At 62.1% G+C, this 22,506-nt stretch carries 13 protein-coding genes; 11 read left to right on the forward strand and 2 right to left on the reverse strand.

Going from position 1 to position 22,506, the window contains the following annotated elements; translation table 11 throughout:
* Nucleotides 1–212: 212 nt before the first annotated feature.
* Complete coding sequence (locus AWY79_RS07825) at nt 213–1,742, reverse strand: tetratricopeptide repeat protein (protein ID WP_066802214.1); 1,530 nt, start codon at nt 1,740–1,742, stop codon at nt 213–215.
* A gap of 534 nt (nt 1,743–2,276) precedes the next feature.
* Here AWY79_RS07825 and AWY79_RS07830 point away from each other — a divergent pair.
* On the forward strand, nt 2,277–2,630 hold the full coding sequence (locus AWY79_RS07830) for a DHCW motif cupin fold protein (protein ID WP_066802215.1): 354 nt from the start codon (nt 2,277–2,279) through the stop codon (nt 2,628–2,630).
* A 112-nt stretch (nt 2,631–2,742) separates the two neighbouring features.
* On the opposite strand, the gene AWY79_RS07835 is transcribed toward AWY79_RS07830, so the two are convergent.
* Complete coding sequence (locus AWY79_RS07835) at nt 2,743–4,176, reverse strand: mannose-1-phosphate guanylyltransferase/mannose-6-phosphate isomerase (RefSeq protein ID WP_066802216.1); 1,434 nt, start codon at nt 4,174–4,176, stop codon at nt 2,743–2,745.
* 702 nt (nt 4,177–4,878) lie between these two features.
* Between AWY79_RS07835 and AWY79_RS07840 the strand changes: the two genes are divergently transcribed.
* From AWY79_RS07840 to AWY79_RS07885, 10 genes are all read left to right on the forward strand, one after another.
* Nucleotides 4,879–12,495 carry a type I polyketide synthase gene (locus AWY79_RS07840; RefSeq protein ID WP_078063694.1) on the forward strand — a complete coding sequence of 2,539 codons (7,617 nt, stop codon included), beginning with the start codon at nt 4,879–4,881 and terminating at the stop codon, nt 12,493–12,495.
* Nucleotides 12,496–12,642: 147 nt separating this feature from the next.
* Nucleotides 12,643–13,881: an aminotransferase class I/II-fold pyridoxal phosphate-dependent enzyme gene (locus AWY79_RS07845; protein ID WP_078063881.1), complete on the forward strand. Its 1,239-nt coding sequence runs from the start codon at nt 12,643–12,645 to the stop codon at nt 13,879–13,881.
* A 10-nt stretch (nt 13,882–13,891) separates the two neighbouring features.
* On the forward strand, nt 13,892–15,118 hold the full coding sequence (locus tag AWY79_RS07850; protein WP_066802223.1) for a capsule biosynthesis protein: 1,227 nt from the start codon (nt 13,892–13,894) through the stop codon (nt 15,116–15,118).
* A gap of 8 nt (nt 15,119–15,126) precedes the next feature.
* A complete protein-coding gene (locus AWY79_RS07855) occupies nt 15,127–15,717 on the forward strand; it encodes a GNAT family N-acetyltransferase (protein WP_066802225.1) in 591 nt (196 codons plus the stop codon).
* On the forward strand, nt 15,714–16,514 hold the full coding sequence (locus AWY79_RS07860) for an SDR family NAD(P)-dependent oxidoreductase (protein ID WP_066802227.1): 801 nt from the start codon (nt 15,714–15,716) through the stop codon (nt 16,512–16,514). The genes AWY79_RS07855 and AWY79_RS07860 overlap by 4 nt, the downstream gene beginning before the upstream one ends.
* A gap of 2 nt (nt 16,515–16,516) precedes the next feature.
* A complete protein-coding gene (locus tag AWY79_RS07865) occupies nt 16,517–18,070 on the forward strand; it encodes an LTA synthase family protein (protein ID WP_066802229.1) in 1,554 nt (517 codons plus the stop codon).
* Between the two features lie 9 nt (nt 18,071–18,079).
* Nucleotides 18,080–18,886: an ABC transporter permease gene (locus AWY79_RS07870; protein ID WP_078063697.1), complete on the forward strand. Its 807-nt coding sequence runs from the start codon at nt 18,080–18,082 to the stop codon at nt 18,884–18,886.
* 56 nt (nt 18,887–18,942) lie between these two features.
* Nucleotides 18,943–19,530 (forward strand): ABC transporter ATP-binding protein, encoded by a 588-nt coding sequence (locus AWY79_RS07875; protein WP_269465352.1) that lies wholly within the window; start codon nt 18,943–18,945, stop codon nt 19,528–19,530.
* Between the two features lie 36 nt (nt 19,531–19,566).
* Entirely contained in the window at nt 19,567–20,637 is a 1,071-nt protein-coding gene (locus tag AWY79_RS07880; protein WP_066802235.1) for a KpsE/RkpR family capsule polysaccharide export protein, read from the forward strand.
* A gap of 90 nt (nt 20,638–20,727) precedes the next feature.
* Nucleotides 20,728–22,494 (forward strand): polysaccharide biosynthesis/export family protein, encoded by a 1,767-nt coding sequence (locus AWY79_RS07885; RefSeq protein ID WP_158509875.1) that lies wholly within the window; start codon nt 20,728–20,730, stop codon nt 22,492–22,494.
* Nucleotides 22,495–22,506 lie beyond the last annotated feature (12 nt).

Raw genomic sequence — 22,506 nt, forward strand, 5'->3', positions numbered from 1 at the left:
GCCGGTGCCAAGGCGGGAGAGAGCTCGCCGGGCGGGGTGGGCGTTGGTCACCCTTCCATTCGACTCGATGATTCCAGGGAAGGAAGCCGGGTGCGTCTGAACGCGCTCGGCTTTTTCTGTCTTATCTCCATTGCTTGGCCGGGGCCAGCCCTGCGTCGGAGGGCCTTGATGGCTGTAAGGGTCGACGAGGGCTGATCGGATGCCATGGGCCTTTACGGACGGGTGGAGCGCGGCTGGAGCATGGACAACAGCTTTCCCGCGCTGTCCGCATCGGAGAACCGAACGACGCGGGACTGTGCTTGGAATGTGGACTCCAGCGTTGCCGACAGATCGGCGAAATTGTGAAGATCGTACTTGGTGTCGTCGATCATCATGTACTGGTAGTCTTGATGTTCATAGGTGATGAAGAAGACATGCTCGGCGCATTCGCAGAGATCGAACATCCGCCTGATTCTTTTGTTGATCTTGTCGTTGATGCGTCGGATGTTTTCTTCCGGCGAGTGCACTCCCCCGGATTCGGCCACGTTCGCGAATTCATGCCAGTTATAGTGTGCGAGTACATATTGGTGAGTGGCGTCCAACGTGTAATAGGCGCAACTGCCGTCCAGGTATCTGTTGAGGTCCCTTTGCCCCCTGTCTTTGATCAGGCGCGCCAGGTCGGCATAGGAAGAGCTTTGGAACCTGATCCCTTTCTCCCCGTTTTGATCCAGATACTGCTCGGACTTGATGCACGGAGAGGACAGGGTGGCGTCGGCATGACTCAAATTGATCGTCGGATTGTTCAGAATGCTCACGATGGAGTGGGGAGGGAAAAATCCCCAGTCAAATGGCATGGATGGTTGATTGAATTTGAGGGCGGAAGATAGCTTTTGTATTGTGTGGCATCTAAAGCCGCCCGCGATGACGGCTATCCGCCCACCAAGAATCAAGCTCCTCAACCTGAGTTCGTCCTTTGTAATCCGATAGGTGTGAGGGGCCAGCTCCGCCGCCGAGTGCAGATGCTTTGCGCCATCCTTCAGGTTGCGCTGTTTGAGCAAGAGGTTTCCAAGCCTGTGGTGGTAGTGGGGGTTGTCCCCCTCGAGGGCTATCGCCTCCCGCAGTTCCTCCGTCGCCTCCAGAAGCTGTCCCATCCTTTCGCAGGACAAGCTGAAGCGGAAATGAAAATCCGCGTTGCGCGGATCGAGCGAAAGGGCCTTTTGCGCCGCTTCATGCGCTCCGGCGGCGTCACCGTTCTTCAAGAGTAGGCGTAAGACCAAACTGCGGTACTTGGGGTCGTCTCCGCGTAGGGTCTGCGCCCTGAGGCTTGCGGCCAGGGCTTTTTGAATATCCCCTGATCTTTCGTGTGCCAGGCTGAGATAGTACAAGGATTCGGGATGCTGTCCGCATTCGGAGATCGCTTCCTTGAGAATCCCGATGCATTCGTACAGCGCGCCTTCCCTGTAGAGGGCTCTTCTGAGGCGATTGAAGAAGAAGAAAAAGGCATAGTCTTCGTGAAGGGCGATGTCTTCCGGGGTTTCGTCAAGGAGTCTTTCAATATTCCCCAAGGGGTCGCGCTCGTTGGTGAGCTGGGATTGGAGATCGGCCAAGGAAGGGTCATCCCGAAGGGTATCAATAACCTGCCTTGAGGCATTCAGCAGCGCCTTTTTGAATAATGCCTCTCCGGCCCTGTAGAGCAATTGCGCCTTTTTCGCGCTGAATGGCGTCGCCGGATGGACCGTCTCAAATCGTATGTCGGTGCTCATTGCGTTGATCCGCCATGTACTCACATGCTGTTCGTTAGAAGAATGAGGCTGCGCTCTAGACAGCCTGCAGTTGCTCAGTGGATGGGCACGTATCGTCAACAGTGAATGGACGACATATGGATAACTGTTCAGATGTTGCTACCATGTAGCGAATATGGACTATTTTGCGCTAATGTTTCCGAATTATCACGATATATCGTTTTGTTCAATACTCATCATATTGTACCTGAGTCGGCCTCATGGCAAATCCGATCCTCCGACGCAGGGCAAGCCGCACCGATGATGCAGTGCCTGCAACTGACTGGATGAACTCCGGTCGGTAATGCGGGCTGGGCTCGAATGGTATCGGGGCGGTTGCGGTAATTCCCTTCAATGCCAATACTGGAAAGAAAGGCTTGGGAGGTTCTCCTCCCAAGCCGTCTGCTGCGGATGGGAAAAGCATATACAATGGCAAGTCGGTGGATTAAAGAAAGCTTCGGAAGGACGCCGCTTGCTTGCGGAATCCGGCAATAGAATGGCTGATCAGGAGGAGCGATGAGCACAAAGAACATTCCATTTCAACTCATTGACTGGTCGTCGGTTCCGAAAACCGAGCACAGGGGAGAGACGGGAATCGCGTATTGGCAGACCATCCAATTCGACGGCCTGAGAATCCGGGTCGTCGAGTATTCGAAAGGATACAAAGCCGATCACTGGTGCGAAAAGGGACACATCGTCTATTGCCTGGAGGGCGAGGTGATCAATGAACAGCAAGGGGCAGCCCGTTCCGTCCTGAAGCCGGGAATGTCCTACGTTGTCTCGGACGAGTTGAGCTCCCACCGATCGGTGTCGGAAGGCGGCGTGAAACTGCTGATCATAGATGGCGATTTCTTGAAATTGAAACGCTGAGGCAACTGTCGGCAAAGCCCGTTCCATTGCCTCAAGCTCCGCCAACAAAAAGCAAAAGGCTTGGAAGTTCGCTTCCAAGCCTTTTTTTTGCCTCGTGGTCGATTCGAGGGCGCTATTTCGTGGGGATGTCGCCCTGTCTTCCGTACATGTCGTCCAGGCGGACGATGTCGTCTTCGCCCAGATAGCTGCCGGTCTGGATCTCGATGAGCTCCAGGTCGATCTTGCCGGGGTTCTCCAACCGATGGACATAGCCCAGCGGAATGTAGGTGGACTCGTCTTCCTTGAGCACGATCTCCTCGTCGCCGCGGGTGACTACGGCCGTTCCCTTGACCACGATCCAGTGCTCGGCGCGGTGGTAGTGCTTCTGGAGCGAGAGGATGGCGCCAGGCTTGACCGTGATGCGCTTGACCTGGAACCGCTTCTCGATGTTGATGGTCTCGTAAGCGCCCCAGGGGCGATAGACCTTCTTGTGCGAAAACGCTTCCAGCCGGTCCCCGCCCTTGAGGGTGTCCACGATCTTCTTCACGTCCTGGACGCGGTCCTTGGGCGAGACCATGACCGCGTCCGAGGTCTCGACCACCACGTGGTCCTTGAGGCCCACCACGGCCAGCAGCCGCCCGGTGGAGTGCAGGTAGGACCCGTGCACGTCGTGGGTGACCACGTCGCCGATGGTCACGTTGCCGCCGTCGTCCTTGTCCTTGATGTCCCACAGCGCGCCCCAGGAGCCCACGTCGCTCCAGCCCGCGTCCAGCGGGACCACGGCCCCGTTGCGGACGTGCTCCATGACCGCGTAGTCGATGGAGTCGCTCGGGCAGGCTTCGAAGCTCTCCCGGTCCAGGCGATAGAAGTCGAGGTCGGCCCGCCCCTTGTCCACCGCCTCCCGGCAGGCCTCGGCCATGCGCGGATTGTGCTCTTCGAGCTCGGCCATGTAGTCTTCGGCCCTGAACAGGAACATGCCGCTGTTCCAGAGATGGTCTCCGGAGGCCAGATACTGCTCTGCGGTGGCCTTGTCCGGCTTTTCCACGAACCGGCTGATGCGGAAGGCCGGTTCCGCGCAGTCGATTTTCGTCCCCTGTTCGATATATCCGTACCCGGTCTCGGCATATTCGGGCTTGATCCCGAAGGTGACCAAGTTGCCGTCCTGGGCGATGGAGGCGCTGGTTCGCACCGTGTCGAGCAGGGTCGCGATGTTCTTGATGTGGTGGTCGGCGGGCAGGACCAGCAGCAACGCCTCGGGGTTCAGGGTCCTGGCCACCCGCGCGGCGATGTACACGGCGGGGGCAGTGTTCCTGCCTGTCGGTTCGAGGATGATCTTCGAGGCCGTGAGCCCGCTTTCGCGCATCTGTTCGGCCACGATGAACCGGTGGTCCTCGTTGCACACGATGATCGGCGAGGCCAGCAGCTCGTCGCTGCTCAGCCGCAGGGCGGTCTCCTGAAACAGCGTCCGTTCGCCGACCAGCGGCAGGAACTGTTTGGGATAGAGCTGCCGGGAAAGGGGCCACAGCCTGGTGCCGGAACCACCTGCAAGGATCACTGGTATGATCATGTTACACCTTGTTCCTGTAATCCTCTTTTATAGGGAGGAGGGTCATGCGCTGCCGGGCCGGTCGCCGGGGATCGCCCCGGGCGTCCGTGGCCCCGCAGGGAGGCTCGCCGGGATGCATCTCCGGGTATCCATGGGGCGGCTGTTGCTGGAATGTCCATACAACAGCTTGAGATGCATGGCGATTCTATTGTCTAGAGAAAAACTGTAAAGTATCTGCCGGACCTTGTAAAGGATTGCGGCTCCACGTGTTTCCCTTCACGCCCCGGTACGGCCGGTCAAGAACGAGGGGCGAGGAGCGCAGGCGCTTGCGAAGAACTGTTGACAGGTACGGGGAAGCGAGGGAAGTTACCATCGATCCTGTCCATAGCGGGAAGAAGCCCGCGCCGGGGTCGGAGGAGTCGGCGGAGGAGATTCCGGAGCCAAAGACGTCGCTCCCGCCGCCGTTGGACGCGGCGGTGACGATTCCTTGCCGATTATAAACCGATTGACGTTTGGTCCATAACGTGCGTGGGGGACGTGAGATGCAAAAAACGTTGTGATATCGGTTGTTACTCGATCCGGAATAGCTGCGGACGGGCAAGGAACAGGGAGCCAAAAAACACTTGTTGGACAGTACGATAAGTTGTATGTCACAGTTCGATTTTCATTGCGGCAATGATATATCTTCGTTTTCCAAATAAATAACATCCAGAACGCAGGTTTATGTCTTCCATTTCATGCAACGTTGCCATTGTCGGGATTGGCGTCCGTCTTCCGGGTGGAGTTCGGAATTGTGAGGATTTCTGGAATCTTCTGATCAACGGCGTGGACGGGGTGACCGAGATCCCGGCCAACCGCTGGTGCAGGGACCGGTTTCTTCACGGCTTGAGGTCCGCTCCCGGCAGGAGCATCACCTTCTCCGCCGGTGTCGTGGACGACATCGACTTCTTCGACTGCAAATTTTTCGGCATCTCCGAGCGGGAGGCCCAGTCCATGGACCCGCAGCAGCGGCTCGCCCTGGAAATCGCCTGGGAGATGTTCGAAAACGGAAACATAAAGCCTTCGTCCATCGCCGGTTCCAACACCGGCGTTTTCATGGGCGCAAGCTCCATGGATGCGGCGTTGTCCGCCTCGGACGACCCGTGGAACCTCGGCCCGTTCTCCATGACCGGCAACTCCCTGTCCATCGTCTCGAACCGTCTCTCCTTCGTCTACGACCTGCACGGCCCCAGCCTGACCCTGGACACGGCCTGTTCGTCCTCGCTGGTGGCGGTGTACGAGGCGTGCAAGTTTTTGGAGCAGGACGGCGGCGACACCGCCATCGCGGGCGGCGTGAACAGCCTGTACAGCCCGTTCCCGTACATCGGTTTCTCCAAGGCGCAGATGCTCGCCGAGCACGGCCGGTGCAAGGTTTTCGATCAGGACGGCAACGGCTACGTGCGCTCCGAGGGCGGTGTGCTGTACCTGCTCAAGCGTCTTGACGACGCGGTGCGCGACGGCAACGTCATCCACGCGGTCATCAATGCCTCGGGCAGCAACTCCGACGGCATGACCGTTCCCGGCATGTCCTTCCCCAACATCGAGGGGCAGAAGAAGCTTCTGTCCGAGATCTACGGCGAGGGCAAGGTCGATCCGGATTCCGTGGCCTACATGGAGGCCCACGGCACCGGCACCGCGGCGGGCGACCCCACCGAGGTCGGCTCCATCGGGGCGGTGGTCGGCCAGAAGCGCGCCAAGCCGCTGCTCATCGGCTCGGCCAAGAGCTCGGTGGGCCACCTGGAGCCCGCCTCCGGCGTGACCGGCATGCTGCGCAGCATCCTGATCATCAAGAACAAGGTCGTCCCGCCCAATATCCATTTAAAGAAGCCGCTGGACACCATCGATTTCAAGGGGCTGAACATCGAGCCCGTTGTCGGCGCAACCCCGCTGCCCGATACGGGCGGCCCGGTCCTGGTGGGCGTCAACTCCTTCGGTTTCGGCGGCACCAACGCCCACGCCCTGCTCAGGGAGTTCGGTCCCGGCGAGACGCAGTCGGTCCTGGAAGGGGAGGCGTGCCCGCCCCTGTTCCTGTCGGCCAAGAGCGAGGGCAGCCTTCGCGGGCTGGCGGGCGCCTATGCGGACGCCATCGAGGAGGGCGGGGACTACGCCGCTCTGGCCGGGGGCGCGGTCCTGGCGCGCGAGCTCATGGCTCACCGGCTGGTTGCCGAGGGCGCGGACGGCGACGCCGTGGCCGAGTCGCTCCGGAAATTCGCCGAGGGCGAAAGCGACGCGGAGATCGTGTCCGGGGCGGCCGGTTCGGGCAGCCCGAAGCTGGCCTTCGCCTTCTCCGGCAACGGCGCGCAATGGGACGGCATGGGCGGCGCTTTCTACGCCACCAACGAAATTTTCCGCCAGACCGTGGACGAGATGGACGCCATCATCTCGCCCCTGCTGGGCTGGTCCCTGGCCGAGCGGATGCAGCGCGAGGAAGGGCAGGAGGTCAACCTCACCGAGGTCTCCCAGCCCATGCTGCTGGCCTATCAGATAGGCATGCTCAAGGCATTGGAATCCAAGGGCATCGTCCCGGACATGGTGTACGGCCATTCCGTGGGCGAGGTCACCGCCGCCTATGCGGCGGGAGCGCTCGACCTGCGCCAGGCGTGCGAGGTCATCTACCACCGCAGCATCGTCCAGGCGAAGAGCCTGGGCACCGGCCGCATGGCCGTGGTCAAGTACTCCCTGGAGGACGCCCTGGCCCTGCCGGAGGTGGAAGGAGGGGAGATCGAGGTGGCCGCGTCCAACGCGCCTGAGTTCGTGACCCTGTCCGGTTCCGAGAAGGGGCTGCTGGCCGTCCAGGAGCGGATCAAGCGCGAGGGCGGCGTGTTCCGCATGCTCAAGCTCGACTATCCGTTCCACAGCCGCCACATGGAGCCGTTCAAGGACGACCTGCTTTCCCGTCTCGACGGGCTGGCTCCCTCCAAGGGGACCATCCCGTTCATCTCCGCGCACAACGGTGATGTCGTCGACGGCGACGGGCTCGATGCGCATTACTGGTGGATGAACATCCGCGACCGGGTGCATTTCCACGAGGCCACCCTCCGCGCCCTGGACATGGGGGCGGGGCTGTTTCTGGAAGTCGGCCCCAACGCCGTGCTCGGCCGTTTCCTGACCGGGACCGTCAAGGGCGCTGGCCGCCCGGCCAAGGTGCTCCCGACCATGCGGGCCAACAAGGACGGCGACAAGCATTTCAACACCGTCTGGAAACAGGCGTTCGTCCAAGGCGCGCCCGTGGACTTCACCCGGCACGTGTCCGAGGGGCGGACGTCCGTCAAGCTGCCGCTCTACAATTGGGACAAGGTGGACGTTTCCCTGCCGCCCACGATCAAGTCCACGGGACTGCTCAAACGGGCCATGGCTCATCCGCTGATCGGCTTCCGCAAGGACGGCGACCTCTACGCCTGGGAAAACACCCTTGATTCCGTGCTCGTGCCCATCCTGGGCGACCACGTCATCTACGGGGACGTGATCCTGCCCGGCGCGGCGATCATCGAGATGGCCCTGGCCGCCGCCACGGAGGTCTTTGACCAGGTGGGGCAGGAGGTCATCGACCTGGCCCTGATGCGCCCGCTGCCGGTGCCGGTATCCCCGGCCATGGACGTGCGCTGCACGGTTTCGCCCGAGGACGGCACCTTCCGGCTGGAGAGCAAGCCGCTGCTCAGCGAGGAGCAGTGGACCCTGAACGCCGCGGGACGCCTCGCCCTCAAGGTGGACGTGCCCCAGGTGCTGCCACCGGTGGACGTGACCAATCCCGACTCCTTCGGCGACAAGGTGGACGTGGGGCGGCTCTATGCCGAGGCCCGCGAGGCCGGGCTGGAGTTCGGCCCGCTCTTCAAGCCCCTGAAGAATGCCTGGATCGACGACGACCGGGCGCTGGCCATGCTCGACGGCAAGCCGCGCATCGATCACGGCGGTGTGGTCTTCGACCCCTGTCTGCTGGACGGCTGCTTTCACACCCTGCTGGCCCTGATTCCGTCCGTGGCCGGGGGCGAGCTGCACGACGCATTTCTGCCCGCCTGGTTCGGGCGGGTGTCCATGTATCGGCCGGGCGCCATTTGCTACGCCCTGGCCACCTTGACCCGGCTGACCGACCATTCGGCCATGGCGGAGTTCAAGCTGCTCGACGAGCAGGGCGAGGTACTCGGTCACCTTCAGGAGTGCCGGTTCATCCGGCTGCGCGGGCGCGGCGAAGGGCTGCGCGGCCAGCGGGCGTTCTCCGTGGACCTGGTCCCCATCGAGCACCCCGGCCGTCTGTCCGGTTTGAATTTCCCGTCCACCGAAGAGCTGTTCGGCGAGGTGGAGAAGGATCTGGACGAGCTCGCCGAACAGTACCGGCGGCTGCAGTACTACGAGGAGCTGCGCCCGCTGTGCAAGGCGGCGGTGCTCTCCCATCTGTACGCCCTGCTCAAGGGCGTTCTCCCGCCCGGCTTCTCCTTCTCCATCGACGACCTGCGCCGCTTCGGCGTGCTGGACGAGAGCCTGTTCCACTTCGTGGTCTACCTGCTCCGCTTCCTGGAGAACATGGGTGCGGCCTGCTGCAAGGACGGCACCTGGGCCCTGTCTCCCGATTTCGAGCTTCCGGACGCCGAGACCGTCTGGCGGTCCATCGTCGACGACTATCCGGGCTACCTGCCGGAGACAGTGGTCCTGGGACGGCTGGGCATGCACCTGGTCAATCTGCTGCGCGGCAGGCGGAACGTGGAAGAGATCCTGTCCTACGAGCCGGGCGGCCTGCTGGAGGCGTTCTACACCCGCAGCCCCTCGGCGCGGTTCCAGAACACCCAGGTGGCCAGACTCGTCGAGCGGCTGCGCCGGAGACTGCCCGCGGGCAGGCCGCTGCGCATCCTGGACGTGGGCGCCGGTTTCGGCGGTCCGCTCCAGGACATCCTGTCGTCCATGCCCAGCGAGCAGCTCAAATACACCTGCCTGGACAAGAGCGACGACGTGCTCCAGCGGCTCAAGGCCGCCAACAGCGACAACCAGCATGTCAGCTTCGTGGAGGCGGACATCGAGATCGAGCTGCCGGAGAGCCTCTCCCCGGGTGATTATGACGTTGTCCTGGTCAGCCATGTGCTGCACGAGCTGGATGATTTGGGAACCGCGCTGGACAACTGCCGGAAACTGCTTGCTCCGAACGGCATGATCATCGTGGTCGAGCGCAACCCCGATCCGCTCATCGACATTTTCCTCGGTGCGGACCCGAACTGGTGGAAGCATTCGCCGAGCCAGAACGAGCCGGTTTCGAGGCTCCTGCCCATGGACTCCTGGCGCGAGCTGTTCGAGCGCGCCGGATACGCGGATTTCCGCGTGGTCAGCGAGAAGAACACCGATTATCCCGAGAGCTACATCCTGCTGGCCAAGAACGCTCCCGATGAGCGCGAGGCCGGTGAGTCCCAGCCCGTCTGCGACGACAAGTGCCTGTGGGTCGTGGTCGAGGACGCCGTCCCCTCCGAGGCGGCCCGCGCCGTGCGCGACGGACTGCTGACGCGGTTCGAGGCCGCCGATCAGGAAGTTGTCGTCCTCCGCGGCGACTTGGGCGAGGCCGGAGGCGAGGTCTTCGACCTCGGCGACTCCGAGGCCTGGCGGATGCAGCTCAGGCCCCTGCGCAAGGGCCGCCGGTCCCTGAAGGTCGTCAACCTGGCGGGCATGGACACCCGCATCTGCCGGAGCGGCGAATTCAAGACCCGCATGACCACCCGCGCCATGAGCGTGATCATGTTCGGCCAGGCGTGCCGCGACATCAAGAACGTCCCCGAGCTGTGGGTCGTGTGCGGCGGGGCGATGGGCTGCGAGTCGCGCGGCCTGAACGCCGTCCCCGCCCAGGCCGCGGCCTGGGGCGCGGCCCGCGTGCTGGTCAACGAAATGCCGGACATGGGCCTCAAGCTCATCGACCTGCATTGCGACCTGCCCGACGACGGCATCCTCAACGACCTGGCCTTCGAGCTCATGGAGCCCGCCGTGGCCATGGAGATCGTGCTCACCGGCAAGGAGCGGTTGATCCCCCGGCTGGTGCCGCTCGACCGCCTGCTCTTCGAGAACGACCCCCACGCCCACGACATTTCGCGTATCTCGCTGATGTTCGACCAGCCGGGCAAGCTGGACAACCTCTACTGGAAACAGGAGATGGACCTGGCGCCCGAGGCCGGGCAGGTGCTGATCAAGGTCAGGGCCACCGGTCTCAACTTCCGCGACGTCATGTTCTCCATGGGCATGCTCCCGGTGGAGGCGCTGGAGGACGGCCTGTCCGGACCGGTGCTGGGGCTCGAGTGCTCCGGCGAGGTCATGGGCGTCGGCGCGGGCGTGACCGAATTCCAGGTGGGCGACGAGGTCATGTGCATGGCCGGTCCCTGCTTCGACTCCCATACCTGCGTGGACGCCAACTACGTCTTCGCCAAGCCCGACAACTTGTCCTTCGAGGAGGCGGCGACCATCCCGGTGGCCTTCTCCACCGCCTACTACTCCCTCAAGCTTCTCGGCAACGTGAAGGAGGGGGACCGGGTGCTGATCCACAGCGCCGCGGGCGGCGTGGGGCTGGCCGCCCTCCAGGTGGCCAACTGGCTGGGGGCCGAGGTCTTCGCCACCTCCGGTTCCGAGGAGAAGCGCGAGTTTCTGAAGCTGCTCGGCGTCAAGCACGTCATGGATTCGCGATCGCTGGACTTTTACGACAAATGCCGGGAGCTGACCGGCGGCGAGGGAGTGGACGTGGTCCTGAACTCCCTGGCGGGCGAGGCGCTCTTCAAGAGCCTCAAGCTGCTCAAGCCCTTCGGCCGGTTCCTGGAGCTCGGCAAGCGCGACTTCTACGGCAACACGCCGCTGCGCATGCGCATGCTCCGCAAGAACATCTCCTTCTTCGGCATCGACCTGGACGAATACATGGCCTGCAAGCCCAAGGAGGCGAGGGCCATCTTCTCCGAGCTGATCGCCTTGTTCAAATCGGGCGAATTCAAGCCGCTGGTGTACAGCGTGTTCAGCAGGGCCGGGGCCGTTGACGCCTTCAAGGCCATGCAGCGCGGCAAGCACATCGGCAAGATGGTCGTGTCCTTCGACGAGCTCAACCACGGGGTCCGGACCCTGCCCAAGCACCGCTACAAGGACAGCCTGGACAGCTCCGGCAGCTACCTGGTCTCCGGCGGCCTGGGCGGCCTGGGGCTGGCCACGGCCAAGCGGCTGGTGGCCAACGGGGCGCGCAACATCATCCTGCTCAGCCGCAGCGGGGCCGTCTCCGAGGCGGCCCGGGCGGGCGTCAGGGAGCTGGAGGCGGCGGGAGCCGTGGTGGCCACGCCCAAGGCGGACGTGGCGGACATGGGTTCCCTCAAGGCCGCCATGGACGAGGTGCTCAAGGAGATGCCGCCCCTCAAGGGCGTGATTCACTCCGCGGCCGTGTTGCGCGACAGCATGGTGGCCAACATCACCCGCGAACAGGTGGAGATCTCGCTGCACGCCAAGGCGGTCGGCGGCTGGTGCCTCCACGAATACACGCGGGACATGGATCTCGACCATTTCATCATGTATTCCTCGGCCACCACGGTGCTCGGCAATCCGGGCCAGGTGAACTACGTGGCCGCCAACATGGTCCTGGAGGCCCTGGCCCAGCATCGCCGCGCCATCGGGCTCCCCGCCGTGACCTACGGCTGGGGACCCATCTCGGACACCGGCATGCTGACCGCCGCGCCCGAGGTCATGGAGTCCCTCAAGCGGGTCATGGGCGTGTCCGAGCTGCCGTCCAAGCAGGCCCTCGACTACATGGAGCTTTCCCCGGACGACAGCTACGCCAACCTCTTCTACTTCAACCTTGACTGGAACCGGGTCCGCGACCTCAAGTTCATCGGCTCGACCATGTTCAACTGGATCGAGGAGCTCAAGGGCGGCGCGACCCAGCGCACCCTGTGCGGCGACTCGGCCAAGTCCATCCTCGCCCTGGAGCGCGACGAGGCCATCGCGGCCCTGGTCGAATCCATCGGCATCGAGGTGGCGGCCATGCTCAAGATACCGTTCGAGTCCATGGACACCACCCTGTCCATCGCCGAACTGGGGCTTGATTCGCTGATGGCCGTGGAGCTGGGCCTGCTCATCGAGGAGCGCTACGGAGTAAAGGTCTCCTCCTTCTCCATGAACGTCTCTTCCGACCTGACCGCCCTTTCCGAGCGGATTTACGAGGCGCTGCTCTCCGGCGGCGCCGAGAACCGGGACGAAGCCGAAGAGGTCGCCGCCATCATGCGCGAGAAGCACGGCATCGCCGTCTCGTCCGAGACGGTGTCCAAGACCTTGGACTCCGTGAACAGCGAATTGGAAAAAACGGAGTAACAGTGAGCGATTCCAAGAAATTCTCCAGACTGACGGCAAACGCCAAGGACAGCCTGATAGCCCAGATGTCCAAGTCCGGTTCGGGAGCCGGCGTTTCCCGCGCGCGCGCCGGCCAGACGGTCCGTGGTGGCGGGCATCCCCGATTCCATGTGCGACTTCAGTCAGCTGCCCGGGTACAAGGAGCTGAAGATCCATCAGACCATCGCCGTCCAGACGGGCATCATGGAGCCGTACTTTCTGTGCCACGACGGACTGGCCAAGGACACGACCCGGATCAACGGCGAGGAGTACCTGAACTTCTCCACCTACGACTACCTCGGCCTCAACGGCACGGAGCGGTTGAACAACGCCGCGTGCGAGGCCGTGAGGAAGTACGGCACCTCGGCATCGGCCAGCAGGCTGGTGTCCGGCGAACGTCCGCCGCACCGGGAGCTGGAGCGCGGACTGGCCGACTTCTACGGGACCGAGGATTGCCTGGCCTTCGTCAGCGGGCATGCCACCAACATCTGGACCATCTCCCAGTTGCTCAACCGCAACGACATGATCGTCTACGACGCCCTGAGCCACAACTCCATCATCCACGGGGCCAAGATGTCCGGGGCCGCCCGGTTCTCCTACCCCCACAATGACTACGACGCCCTGGAGCGGCTGCTTTCCGACAGCCGTGCCTCGCACAAGCGGTGCCTCATCGCCACCGAGGGGCTGTTCAGCATGGACGGCGACCTGCCCGACCTGCCGCGCCTCATCGAGCTGAAGAAGCGCTTCAAGTGCTTCCTCATGGTGGACGAGGCCCACGCCCTGGGCGTCGTCGGCGAGACCGGACACGGCGTGGCCGAGCATTTCGGCGTGGACTCTGGCGACGTGGACATCTGGATGGGGACCCTGAGCAAGTCCATGTGCGGCTGCGGCGGCTACATCGCCGGGCGTAAACCGCTGACCGAATATCTCAAGTATTCCGCCCCGGGGTTCGTCTACAGCGTGGGCATGCCCCCGGCCATGGCCGCCACCTCGGCCGAGGCCCTGCGCATCCTGGTGGAGGAGCCGGAACGGGCCAAGCGCATCCAGGAGCTGGGCGGTTTCTTCATTCAGGAGGCCAAGCGGCTCGGCCTGGATACCGGGCACGGACAGGGCTTTGCCGTGGCCCCGCTGATCGTGGGCAACTCGCTGGTCGCCGGGCTGCTGTCCACGGCCATGCACAAGCGCAAGGTCAACGTCCTGCCGATCATCTACCCGGCGGTGGAGGACAGCGCGGCGCGGCTGCGGTTCTTCCTTTCCTATTCCCACTCCAAGGAGCAGATCGCCCAGGCGCTGGCCATCGTGGCCGAGGAACTGCCCAAGGTCCGCAAGCTGGCCACCTCCTTCTCGGACGAATCCGCATCCAACTAACGGAGGCAGGATGACGCGGCAACGCTCCTTCCTTCTGCTGCAAGGGCCGCAGAGCCGTTTTTTCAAGCGGCTCGGCGAGGCCCTGGCGGCGCAGGGACACGGGGTGGCCAAGGTCAACTTCTGCGGCGGGGACGTCCTGTTCTGGCGGGGGGAGAACACGCGCATCTTCAACGGCCCGAGGTCCCGCTGGCCCGGGCGGGCAGGCCGCCTCATGGACGAGCTTTCCGTCACGGACCTGCTGCTGTTCGGCGACCGCCGGGAGATCCACCGCGCGGCCATCGGTACGGCCCGCGAGCGCAACGTGCGCGTCTGGGTCTTTGAGGAGGGGTACCTCCAGCCCAGCTACATCACCTTCGAGCCGGAGGGGGTGAACGCCCGGTCCACGCTCCCCCGGAGCGCGGAGGAGGTCGGGCGGGCCGCCGAGGGCCTGGACCCGGTCCAGGACCTGCCGGTGATCCCCAATTCCCTGCGCATCAGGGTCATGGACACCGTCCGGCACCACGTGGGCAACGTGCTTTTGTGGAGCGTGTTTCCCTTCTACCGCACCCACCGGCCCTACGTCATCGGGCGCGAGCTGGTGGGCTGGCTGCCGCGCTACCTGGATCGCAAAGGGCGGGCCGAGAGGGCGGCGCGGACGCAGGACCGGCTGCTGGCCGATCCCGGGCCGTTCTTTCTCTATCCGTTGCAGTTGAACTCGGATTTCCAGATCCGGCTCAACTCCGATTTCGCGGATGTGCCGGACGCCATCCGCAACGTGCTCGCCTCCTTTGCCCACGGAGCGCCGGAGGGAACCCGGCTGGTGGTCAAGAACCACCCCCTGGACAACGGGCTGATCCCGTACGGCGAGGTGGTGGCCGAGGCCGCCGACCGCCTGGGGCTGGGCGACCGCGTGGTCTATCTGGACGGCGGGGACGGCAAGCTGCTCATGGCCCGCTGCCGGGGCATGGTCGTGGTCAACTCCACCATGGGGCTGGAAGGGCTGCTGGCCGATCGTCCCGTGTATTGCCTGGGGCGGTCGATTTACGGCTTCCCCGGCCTGGCGGCGACCCCGGAGGAGCTGCCCCTGGAAGATTTTTGGAAAGACCCGGTCCATGCGGACCGCGAACTGCTCGAACGGTTCGTCAGGGTCCTGTCCCACCGCGCGCTGGTGCGCGGCAACTATTACACAGACGAAGGGATCGACGCGGCGATCGCGGGCGTTTTCGAGCGCCTTGCCTTGCGCCCTGCGGCGACGTAAGAGGAACCATGACTATTGAATTTCGACCGGCCGAGGCAGAGGAATCAAACCGCCTGACCTCCATTGTCCAGGAGACCTCCGGCGGTCTGGTGGACTACATCCTGACCGGGGTGATCCCCTTCACCAAGCCCCATCTCATCCTCCATTCCCAGGTGGTCACCGAGGATTCCCTGTACAGCTACCGGAACATGGTCGTGTGCGAGGAGGAGGGCGAGATCATCGGCCTGATCCTGGCCTATCCCTGGAACCAGCAGGTGGCTTCGGACATGACCCGGCGCTATCTCTCCAAAGAGAAATACCAGGTGGTCGAGGAGCTGCTCAACTCGGCCGAAGAGAACTCCTTGTTCATCAACACCTTCTGGGTGTCCGAAAAATACCGGGGCGATGGGCTGGCCGACGTGCTCATGGACGTGGCCGCCGAGTGGGCGCGCAAGGAGGGGCTGACCAGGCTCAGCCTGCACGTCTGGAAGGGCAACGAGCGGGCCGTGCGCTTCTACACCCGCCACGGATTCGTCCAGACCCGGACCTTTTCCTTTCCCGACCACAAGCTGCTGCCCTACAAGACCGGCAAGCTGCAGATGTGCAAGGAGCTGGCGTGACCCCGACCCACGTGCTCATCACCGGCGCCACCGGCGGGGTGGGGCAGGCCCTGGCGCTGGAGTATGCCGCGCCGGGCGTGCTGCTGTCCCTGACCGGCAGGTCCGGCGAGCGGCTCGATACGATCGCGGCCCAGTGCCGCGAGAAGGGCGCCGAAGTCGACACGCAGGTCCTTGATGTCCGCGAGGCGCACGCCCTGCGGGACTGGGTCCTGGCCGTGGACCGCGCCCGTGCCGTGGACCTGGCCTTCGCCAACGCGGGGGTCTCCTCGGCCATCAAGCCCGACGGGTCGGGCGAACCCTACGCCGACGTGGAGCGGTTGTTTCAGGTCAACACCCTCGGGGTGGTGGCCACGGTGCATCCCCTGGCCGAGCGCATGCGCGAGCGCGGCGCTGGCCAGCTTGCCATCATCGGCTCCATCAGCGGGCTGCGCGGTTTCCCGGACACCCCGGCCTACAGCGCGTCCAAGGGAGCCGTCCGAATCTACGGCAAGGCCCTCCGCGCCTGGCTCTCCGGCTCGGGGGTGAAGGTCAGCGTGGTCACCATGGGGTTCGTGGATTCGCCCATGAGCCGCCGGTACGTGGGCGGCAAGCCGTTCAGCTGCAGCTCGGCCGAGGCGGCCCGACGAATCCGCAGCGGTCTGGAACGCAACAAGGCGGAGATCATTTTCCCGCGCCTCCTCGCCGTGGGGGTGTGGAGCCTGAACCTGCTCGTCGAGCCGGTGGCGAACTGGGTGTTGCGAACCTTCTTCAAATGCAGCGTGCGGCCCGACGGGGATTCCCCCCTGGGCAAGGAGTAGGCGTGGCCGCGGCGATTCTCTCCTATCTCGCGGTGGCCGGGCTGGCCCTGTGGCTGAACCGACTGGACGCCTCCGGCTGCCGGGGCAAATCCTTCGACGTCCTGGTGGACGGCACGCCCCTGCTGCTCGTGACCCTGCTTTATTCGACCTTCCTGCTCATGACCGGCCGGTCCCTGTTCTCCGGGCTGCTGGTCATCGGCGGCGAGCTGCTGCTCTTTGCCGTGAACCGTCTCAAGCTCTCCCAGTTCAAGGAGCCGCTGGTCTTCGTGGACTTCGGCCTGTTCGCCCAGATGCTCCGCCATCCCCGGTTCTATTTTCCGTATATTTTCCCGCTCCCCGTGGTCCTGGCCGTGTCCGGCCTGGCCGCGCTCATGGCGCTGCTCTACTGGGCGCAGCCGCCGCTCGGTGCGGAGGGGGAGTGGTTCCCCAAGACCCTCCTTGTCCTGTCCCTGGCCGTCGCCGGATTCGTGGGCTTCTGCTTTACCGGCGAGGGACGGCGACGGGTTCGGGCGTGGGTCGCGCGCCGCAAGCCGTCCTTTGACCCGAACAAGGACTTCGCGCGCTTCGGCCTGACCGGCTCCCTGCTGCTCCATTTCCTGGCCTACGTGCACCGCGAAGGGCGCGACGGCGACGCCGGTCCCATCCCGGCGGACGAGCGGTCGGCGCACTGCGTGTGGCCCGAAAAAGTCCTTGGCGACATCCCGGCCCCCAAGCCCCACGTTGTCCTGGTCCAGGCCGAGTCGTTCTTCGATATCCGCAGGGTGGACCCGGCCATTGACCGGAACCTGTTCGCCAACTACGACCGGCTGGCAGGGGAGGGCGTCTCCGGCCGTATGCACGTCTCGGCCCACGGGGCGTACACCATGCGCACGGAATTTTCGGTGCTCACCGGCATCCCCAACAACGCCCTTGGCAGCGACGGCATGAACCCGTATCTTACGGCCTCCCGCCGGCGCGTCTGGAGCCTGGCCTCCCATTTCAAAAGTCAAGGATACCGCTGCATTTGCGTGCATCCCTACGATCTGCGCTTTTTCCGGCGGGACAAGGTGATCCCGAATCTCGGATTTGACGAATTGCATGGTGAAGGGGTATTTGATTCGACCAGGCGGTTTGGTCCTTACATAAGCGACGACGCGTTGGCCGGGCACATCCTCGACCTGCTTGACAAGTCCGAAGTCCCGGTGTTCGTGTTCGCCGTGACCATCGAGGCGCACGGTCCCTGGGACAAGGAGCGTTTCGAGAGCACCGGGGTCGACCGCCAATCGCTGGGCGTCCCTCACTGGGCGGATGACGGTTTTGCCGCCTATTTGGCGCATTTGAGGAATACGGACCTCATGCTGGGTCGCCTTGCGGCCGATAGGACGGGAGACAGCCGCCCTCGGGTTGTGGCCATGTACGGCGACCATGTGGGCTGCGTCCCGGAGAACCGCTGCCCCGAGCCCGACACGGACTACCTCGTCTGGTCCGACTCCGAGGCGGGAACCTCGCGCCGAGAGATCAAGGCGGAGGAGATCGGTCGGGTGGTGCTTGAAGTCTACGCGAAGAATAAAAGGTAATCTTGAAATATGTTTAGTCACGTCAAGGTAGCTCAAAATTTCAAAGAGGCGTTGATGGTCCAGATACGGGTCATCTACGCCCTCATGCTGCGCGAGACCAAGTCCGTCTTCGGGCGCAGCAAGTTCGGCTATCTTTGGGTCGTCATTCAGACCGCCTTCAACGTGGTGGTAATCTGGGTTATCCGGGCGGTTGTGCACTCCGGCACTATTCCGGGCCTGCCGTTGCCGGTCTTTTTGATCTGCGGTTTTACCGCATGGCGCATCTTCTCGGATACCGTCACCAAGGTCATGATGGCCGTTGAGGCCAACAATGCGCTGCTGTATTTTTCCAAGGTCCGATATTTCGACCTGGCCTTGGCAAGGGGGTTGCTCATCACCGCGACCAATCTGGTGGTGTTCGTCATCCTGATGACCATAGCCTACCTGCTGGGGTATTCGTATCCGATCCCATCCCTGTGGCCCCTTTTGTATTCGATCACGCTGCTCCTGCTGCTCGGCCTTGGGATTGGATTGATTTGCTGTGCCGTCAGGCGGTACACGGAAAGCGTAGGCGTTTTGATTTCGATGATCATGCGCATCGGCGTGTTCATTTCAGGCGTGATGTTCTCCCTGTCGCACTTGCCTTCCAGCATGAAATTCCTGATTGATTGGAATCCAATACTTCAATTGGTGGAGTACTCCAGAACCAGTTTCTCCTATTCTTACACAGGCGGCGAGTCCCTTCGTCCCGGTTTCGTGTCGCTCGTCGTTATCGTCACGCTGCTGGGAGGTATGGCATTGGAAGTCGTAACTCGAACAAAGACGGATAAGCTGTGATTATTGGAAAGAATGTCGTCAAACGGTACAAGACTCGAAAAGGTTACAATACCGTCTTGGATGATGTTTCCTTTGTCTTGGAACCGGGTGTGAACGTCGGTTTTCTTGGTCGAAACGGCGCCGGGAAATCGACTTTGTTGCGTATTCTCGGTGGGGCGGAACTGCCGACCAGCGGGACTGTGACCCGCGTCGGCACGGTTTCCTGGCCCATCGGTTTTGCCGGCAGCTTCCAGGGAAGTATGACCGGGTTTGAGAACTTGCGTTTCGTCTGCCGGGTCTATGCCGTGGACTACCGGGAAGTCATGGATTTTGTCCTTGAGTTCAGCGAGCTTGGCGACTACTTGTACATGCCGGTGTCCTCCTACTCCTCGGGTATGCGTGCCAAGCTGGCGTTCGGGCTGAGCATGGCCATCAAATTCAATTTCTACCTGATCGACGAGATCACGGCTGTCGGCGATGCCAAGTTCAAGTACAAGTGCAAGTACGAATTCGCTAAAATGAAAAAATACGCGACACTGATCATAGTCTCACACAACCCGCAAACCATAAGCAGCTACTGCGATCGGGTGTTTGTTTTCGACAAAGGGAAGATCATTAAGTTCGATGACGTGGATAAAGGGCTAGAGTTATATGAATCTCTTTGATATGTTTTATTTTTTGGAAAATAAAAGAGAGACGTCGTGAAGAAAAAAGTACAGATCCTGCTCCTCTCATTGTCTCTGCTGCCTGTCGTGTACTTTCTCTTCATTGCATCCGACATGTACGTGTCCACGGTCAAGTTTGCGGTAAGAGGTCAAAAGGACATGGCTTTGGGCGGCCTTGCCTCCATTCTGGGCGCGGGAGGGTCGAACACCCCGGATTGCTATCTCGTGCAGGAGTATATACAGTCCTATGACATGTATAAGGCCATTGACGCCAAACTCGACCTCAAGGGCCATTATTCTTCGGATTCGGCTGATTTCATTTCCAGAATGGCGCCCAACGCCTCCAGTGAAAATCAGCTCGCCTACTGGTTGTCGGTGGCGCAGGCCGTCTTCGATTCGCAGACCAGTATCCTGACCGTCGACGTGAGAGCGTTCACCCCCGAAATGGCTAAAGCCATTACGGAAGAGGTCCTCGACAAAAGTGAAAACCTCATGAACCATCTGAACGATCGTGTTCGTGAGGACAGTTTGAAGCTGGCCTTGAATGAAGTGAAGTTGGCAGAGCAGCGCTATTCCAATTCCAAGACGGCGCTTTCGGCGTTTCGGTCCAAGAACCTCGAGCTTGATCCGTCGGCCACCGCCAATTCACGCATCGGCATCATCGCCAGCCTGGAGTCCCAGATCTCGATGTTGAGCGTTGATTTGGAAACCAAAGAACAGTTCATGAGCTCGAAGAGCTTCGAAGTGTCTTCCCTGAAGGAAAACATCGCCAAGCTGACGTCCCAGCTCGCCAAGGAGAGGGAGCGGCTGACCGGGTCCTCGAACCCCATCATGCTGTCGCAGCTGGAGGAGTACGAGGCGTTGCTCCTTGAAAATGAATTCGCCAGGAATTATTATACGACTGCCTTGAATGCGTTGGAATCCGCCCGAATCATGAGCGAGAGCAAGACCATCTACCTGGAGGCGATCCAGAAACCGCAGTTGCCCGATGAGGCGTTGTATCCTGAACGTATTTCCTTTGCCATTTTGAGCGTTGTCGTCGTGGCTCTGGGGTATGCATTGATTCTGTTCATCGTAGCGGCCGTCAAAGAGCACATAGGAGTATAATTGATGCGTTGTTTTTCCCTCCTGGCCCTACTTCTTGTTCTGCTTCTTCCCGTAAACGGGTTGGCGCAGGATACGCATCAGGGGCTGTTTTTGCCCAATTCCGATTCCCTCCAGATCAACAACATGACCATGGGACAGCAGGATGGGAATGCGGAAGGGGGCGATGCCGAACCAAACTATCCGACGTATACCCCGCCCAAACCCTTTTCCGGGGTCGAAACCAAGACGACCATGGGCGGAATAGAAGCGGAGAAAAGCCACCGCACCCTGCATCAGCGGTTCAATGTGATGATGCCCACCGGACAGGACCCGGCCTATGGGAACACGGATGCCAGGCACCCGTTCGAGACCGTGCCGTTCCCCGAACTCCCGGTTTACGGCCAGTCCCTTTTTTCCGGCCATTTTTCCAGCACCTATTATGACGAGCGGAACCCGAGCTACCTCATCCGGTACGGGGACCGGATCGGCGTGCGCATCTGGGGCGCGTTCAACTTTGAGCAGGAGCTGACCGTCGATCTGCTCGGCAACATCTTCATCCCGACTGTCGGCCCCATCAAGGTCATGGGCGTCCCCAACGGCAGCCTTGCCAAGGTGGTCATGAAGGCCGTGGAGAACGTCTATCAAAGGGAGTACATCAAGAGCTACATCGACCTCCTGACTCCCAATCCGCTGTCGGTATTCGTGTCCGGCCAGGTGTTGAGGCCCGGACGGTACGCGGGCGGTTCTACCGACTCGATTCTGTATTTTCTGGACTTGGCGGGCGGCATCGACTCGTTCCGCGGATCCTACCGGGACATTTCCATCATGCGCAAGGGCAAGGAAGTGGCCAACATCGACCTCTACGACTTCATCCGGGACGGAAAGCTTTCGCCGGTCAAGCTCGAGGAGGGCGACGTCATCGTGGTCAAGGAGCGGGGCATCAAGGTTGGCGTCAATGGCCAGGTGCGCTTCCAGGCCTGGTTCGAGTTCAACGACAGATATGCAATGGGCTCGGACATCATGGACTGCTCGCTGCCAATGGCCGGGGTCACCCACGTGAGCCTTCAGGGTTATCGGAACCGCGAGCCGTTCAAGAAGTATCTGACCCTGGACGAGTTCAAGTACGCCAAGGTCATGGATGAAGACACCGTCGAATTTCTCTCCGACAGCCCCGCGGAAATGATCGTGGTCTATGTGGAGGGCGCCATCGCGGGCCGGTCCCAGTTCTTCGTCAAGCGGGGCACCCGTCTGCACGCCCTGTTGAACTACATTGCGGTAGACAAGACCTACGCCAAGCTCGATTCCATTTACCTCAAGCGGATAAGCGTTGCGGAACAGCAGGCGGCGGCCCTTGCCGACTCCCTGTTCCGGTTGCAGCAGAATTCGCTGATCGCCAATTCGCAGACCGCGGGCGAGGCCGAGATCCGCATCAAGGAAGCGGCGTTGATCGACGACTTCGTCAAGCGCGCGGCGAACGCCGAGCAGAAGGGCGTCGTCGCCATCGCCAACAAGGGCAAGGTGGAGGACGTATTCCTCCAGGATGGCGACATCGTGGTCATCCCGCGCGTGACCGACGTGGTGCTCATCACCGGCCAGGTCCTTGCGCCCAACACGGTCGTCTACAACAAGGACTACCAGCTGGAGGACTACCTGAAGCTGGCCGGTGGACTGGAACTGAGCAGCGACGAAAATCATATCCTCATCTTCAAGTCCAACGGTTTTGTCGAGCAGGTGGCTGATGCCTCCATCGAGCCGGGCGACACCATCATGGCGCTCCCGGTCTACCGCAGCAAGAACCTCGAGTTCGCCAAGGCGCTCACCCAGATCTTCTACCAGATCGCCGTCGGCACGAGGGCGATTCTCCAGACGGCATTCTAGCTGCTAGGGCCG

The sequence above is a fragment of the Pseudodesulfovibrio indicus genome (assembly GCF_001563225.1).
Taxonomy (GTDB): domain Bacteria; phylum Desulfobacterota; class Desulfovibrionia; order Desulfovibrionales; family Desulfovibrionaceae; genus Pseudodesulfovibrio; species Pseudodesulfovibrio indicus.

Excerpts from the sequence above, each read along its gene's own strand:
- AWY79_RS07825 (WP_066802214.1), bottom strand. The coding sequence starts at position 1,742 with ATGAGCACCGACATACGATTTGAGACGGTCCATCCGGCGACGCCATTC.
- AWY79_RS07830 (WP_066802215.1), top strand. The coding sequence starts at position 2,277 with ATGAGCACAAAGAACATTCCATTTCAACTCATTGACTGGTCGTCGGTT.
- AWY79_RS07835 (WP_066802216.1), bottom strand. The coding sequence starts at position 4,176 with ATGATCATACCAGTGATCCTTGCAGGTGGTTCCGGCACCAGGCTGTGG.
- AWY79_RS07840 (WP_078063694.1), top strand. The coding sequence starts at position 4,879 with ATGTCTTCCATTTCATGCAACGTTGCCATTGTCGGGATTGGCGTCCGT.
- AWY79_RS07845 (WP_078063881.1), top strand. The coding sequence starts at position 12,643 with ATGTGCGACTTCAGTCAGCTGCCCGGGTACAAGGAGCTGAAGATCCAT.
- AWY79_RS07850 (WP_066802223.1), top strand. The coding sequence starts at position 13,892 with ATGACGCGGCAACGCTCCTTCCTTCTGCTGCAAGGGCCGCAGAGCCGT.
- AWY79_RS07855 (WP_066802225.1), top strand. The coding sequence starts at position 15,127 with ATGACTATTGAATTTCGACCGGCCGAGGCAGAGGAATCAAACCGCCTG.
- AWY79_RS07870 (WP_078063697.1), top strand. The coding sequence starts at position 18,080 with ATGTTTAGTCACGTCAAGGTAGCTCAAAATTTCAAAGAGGCGTTGATG.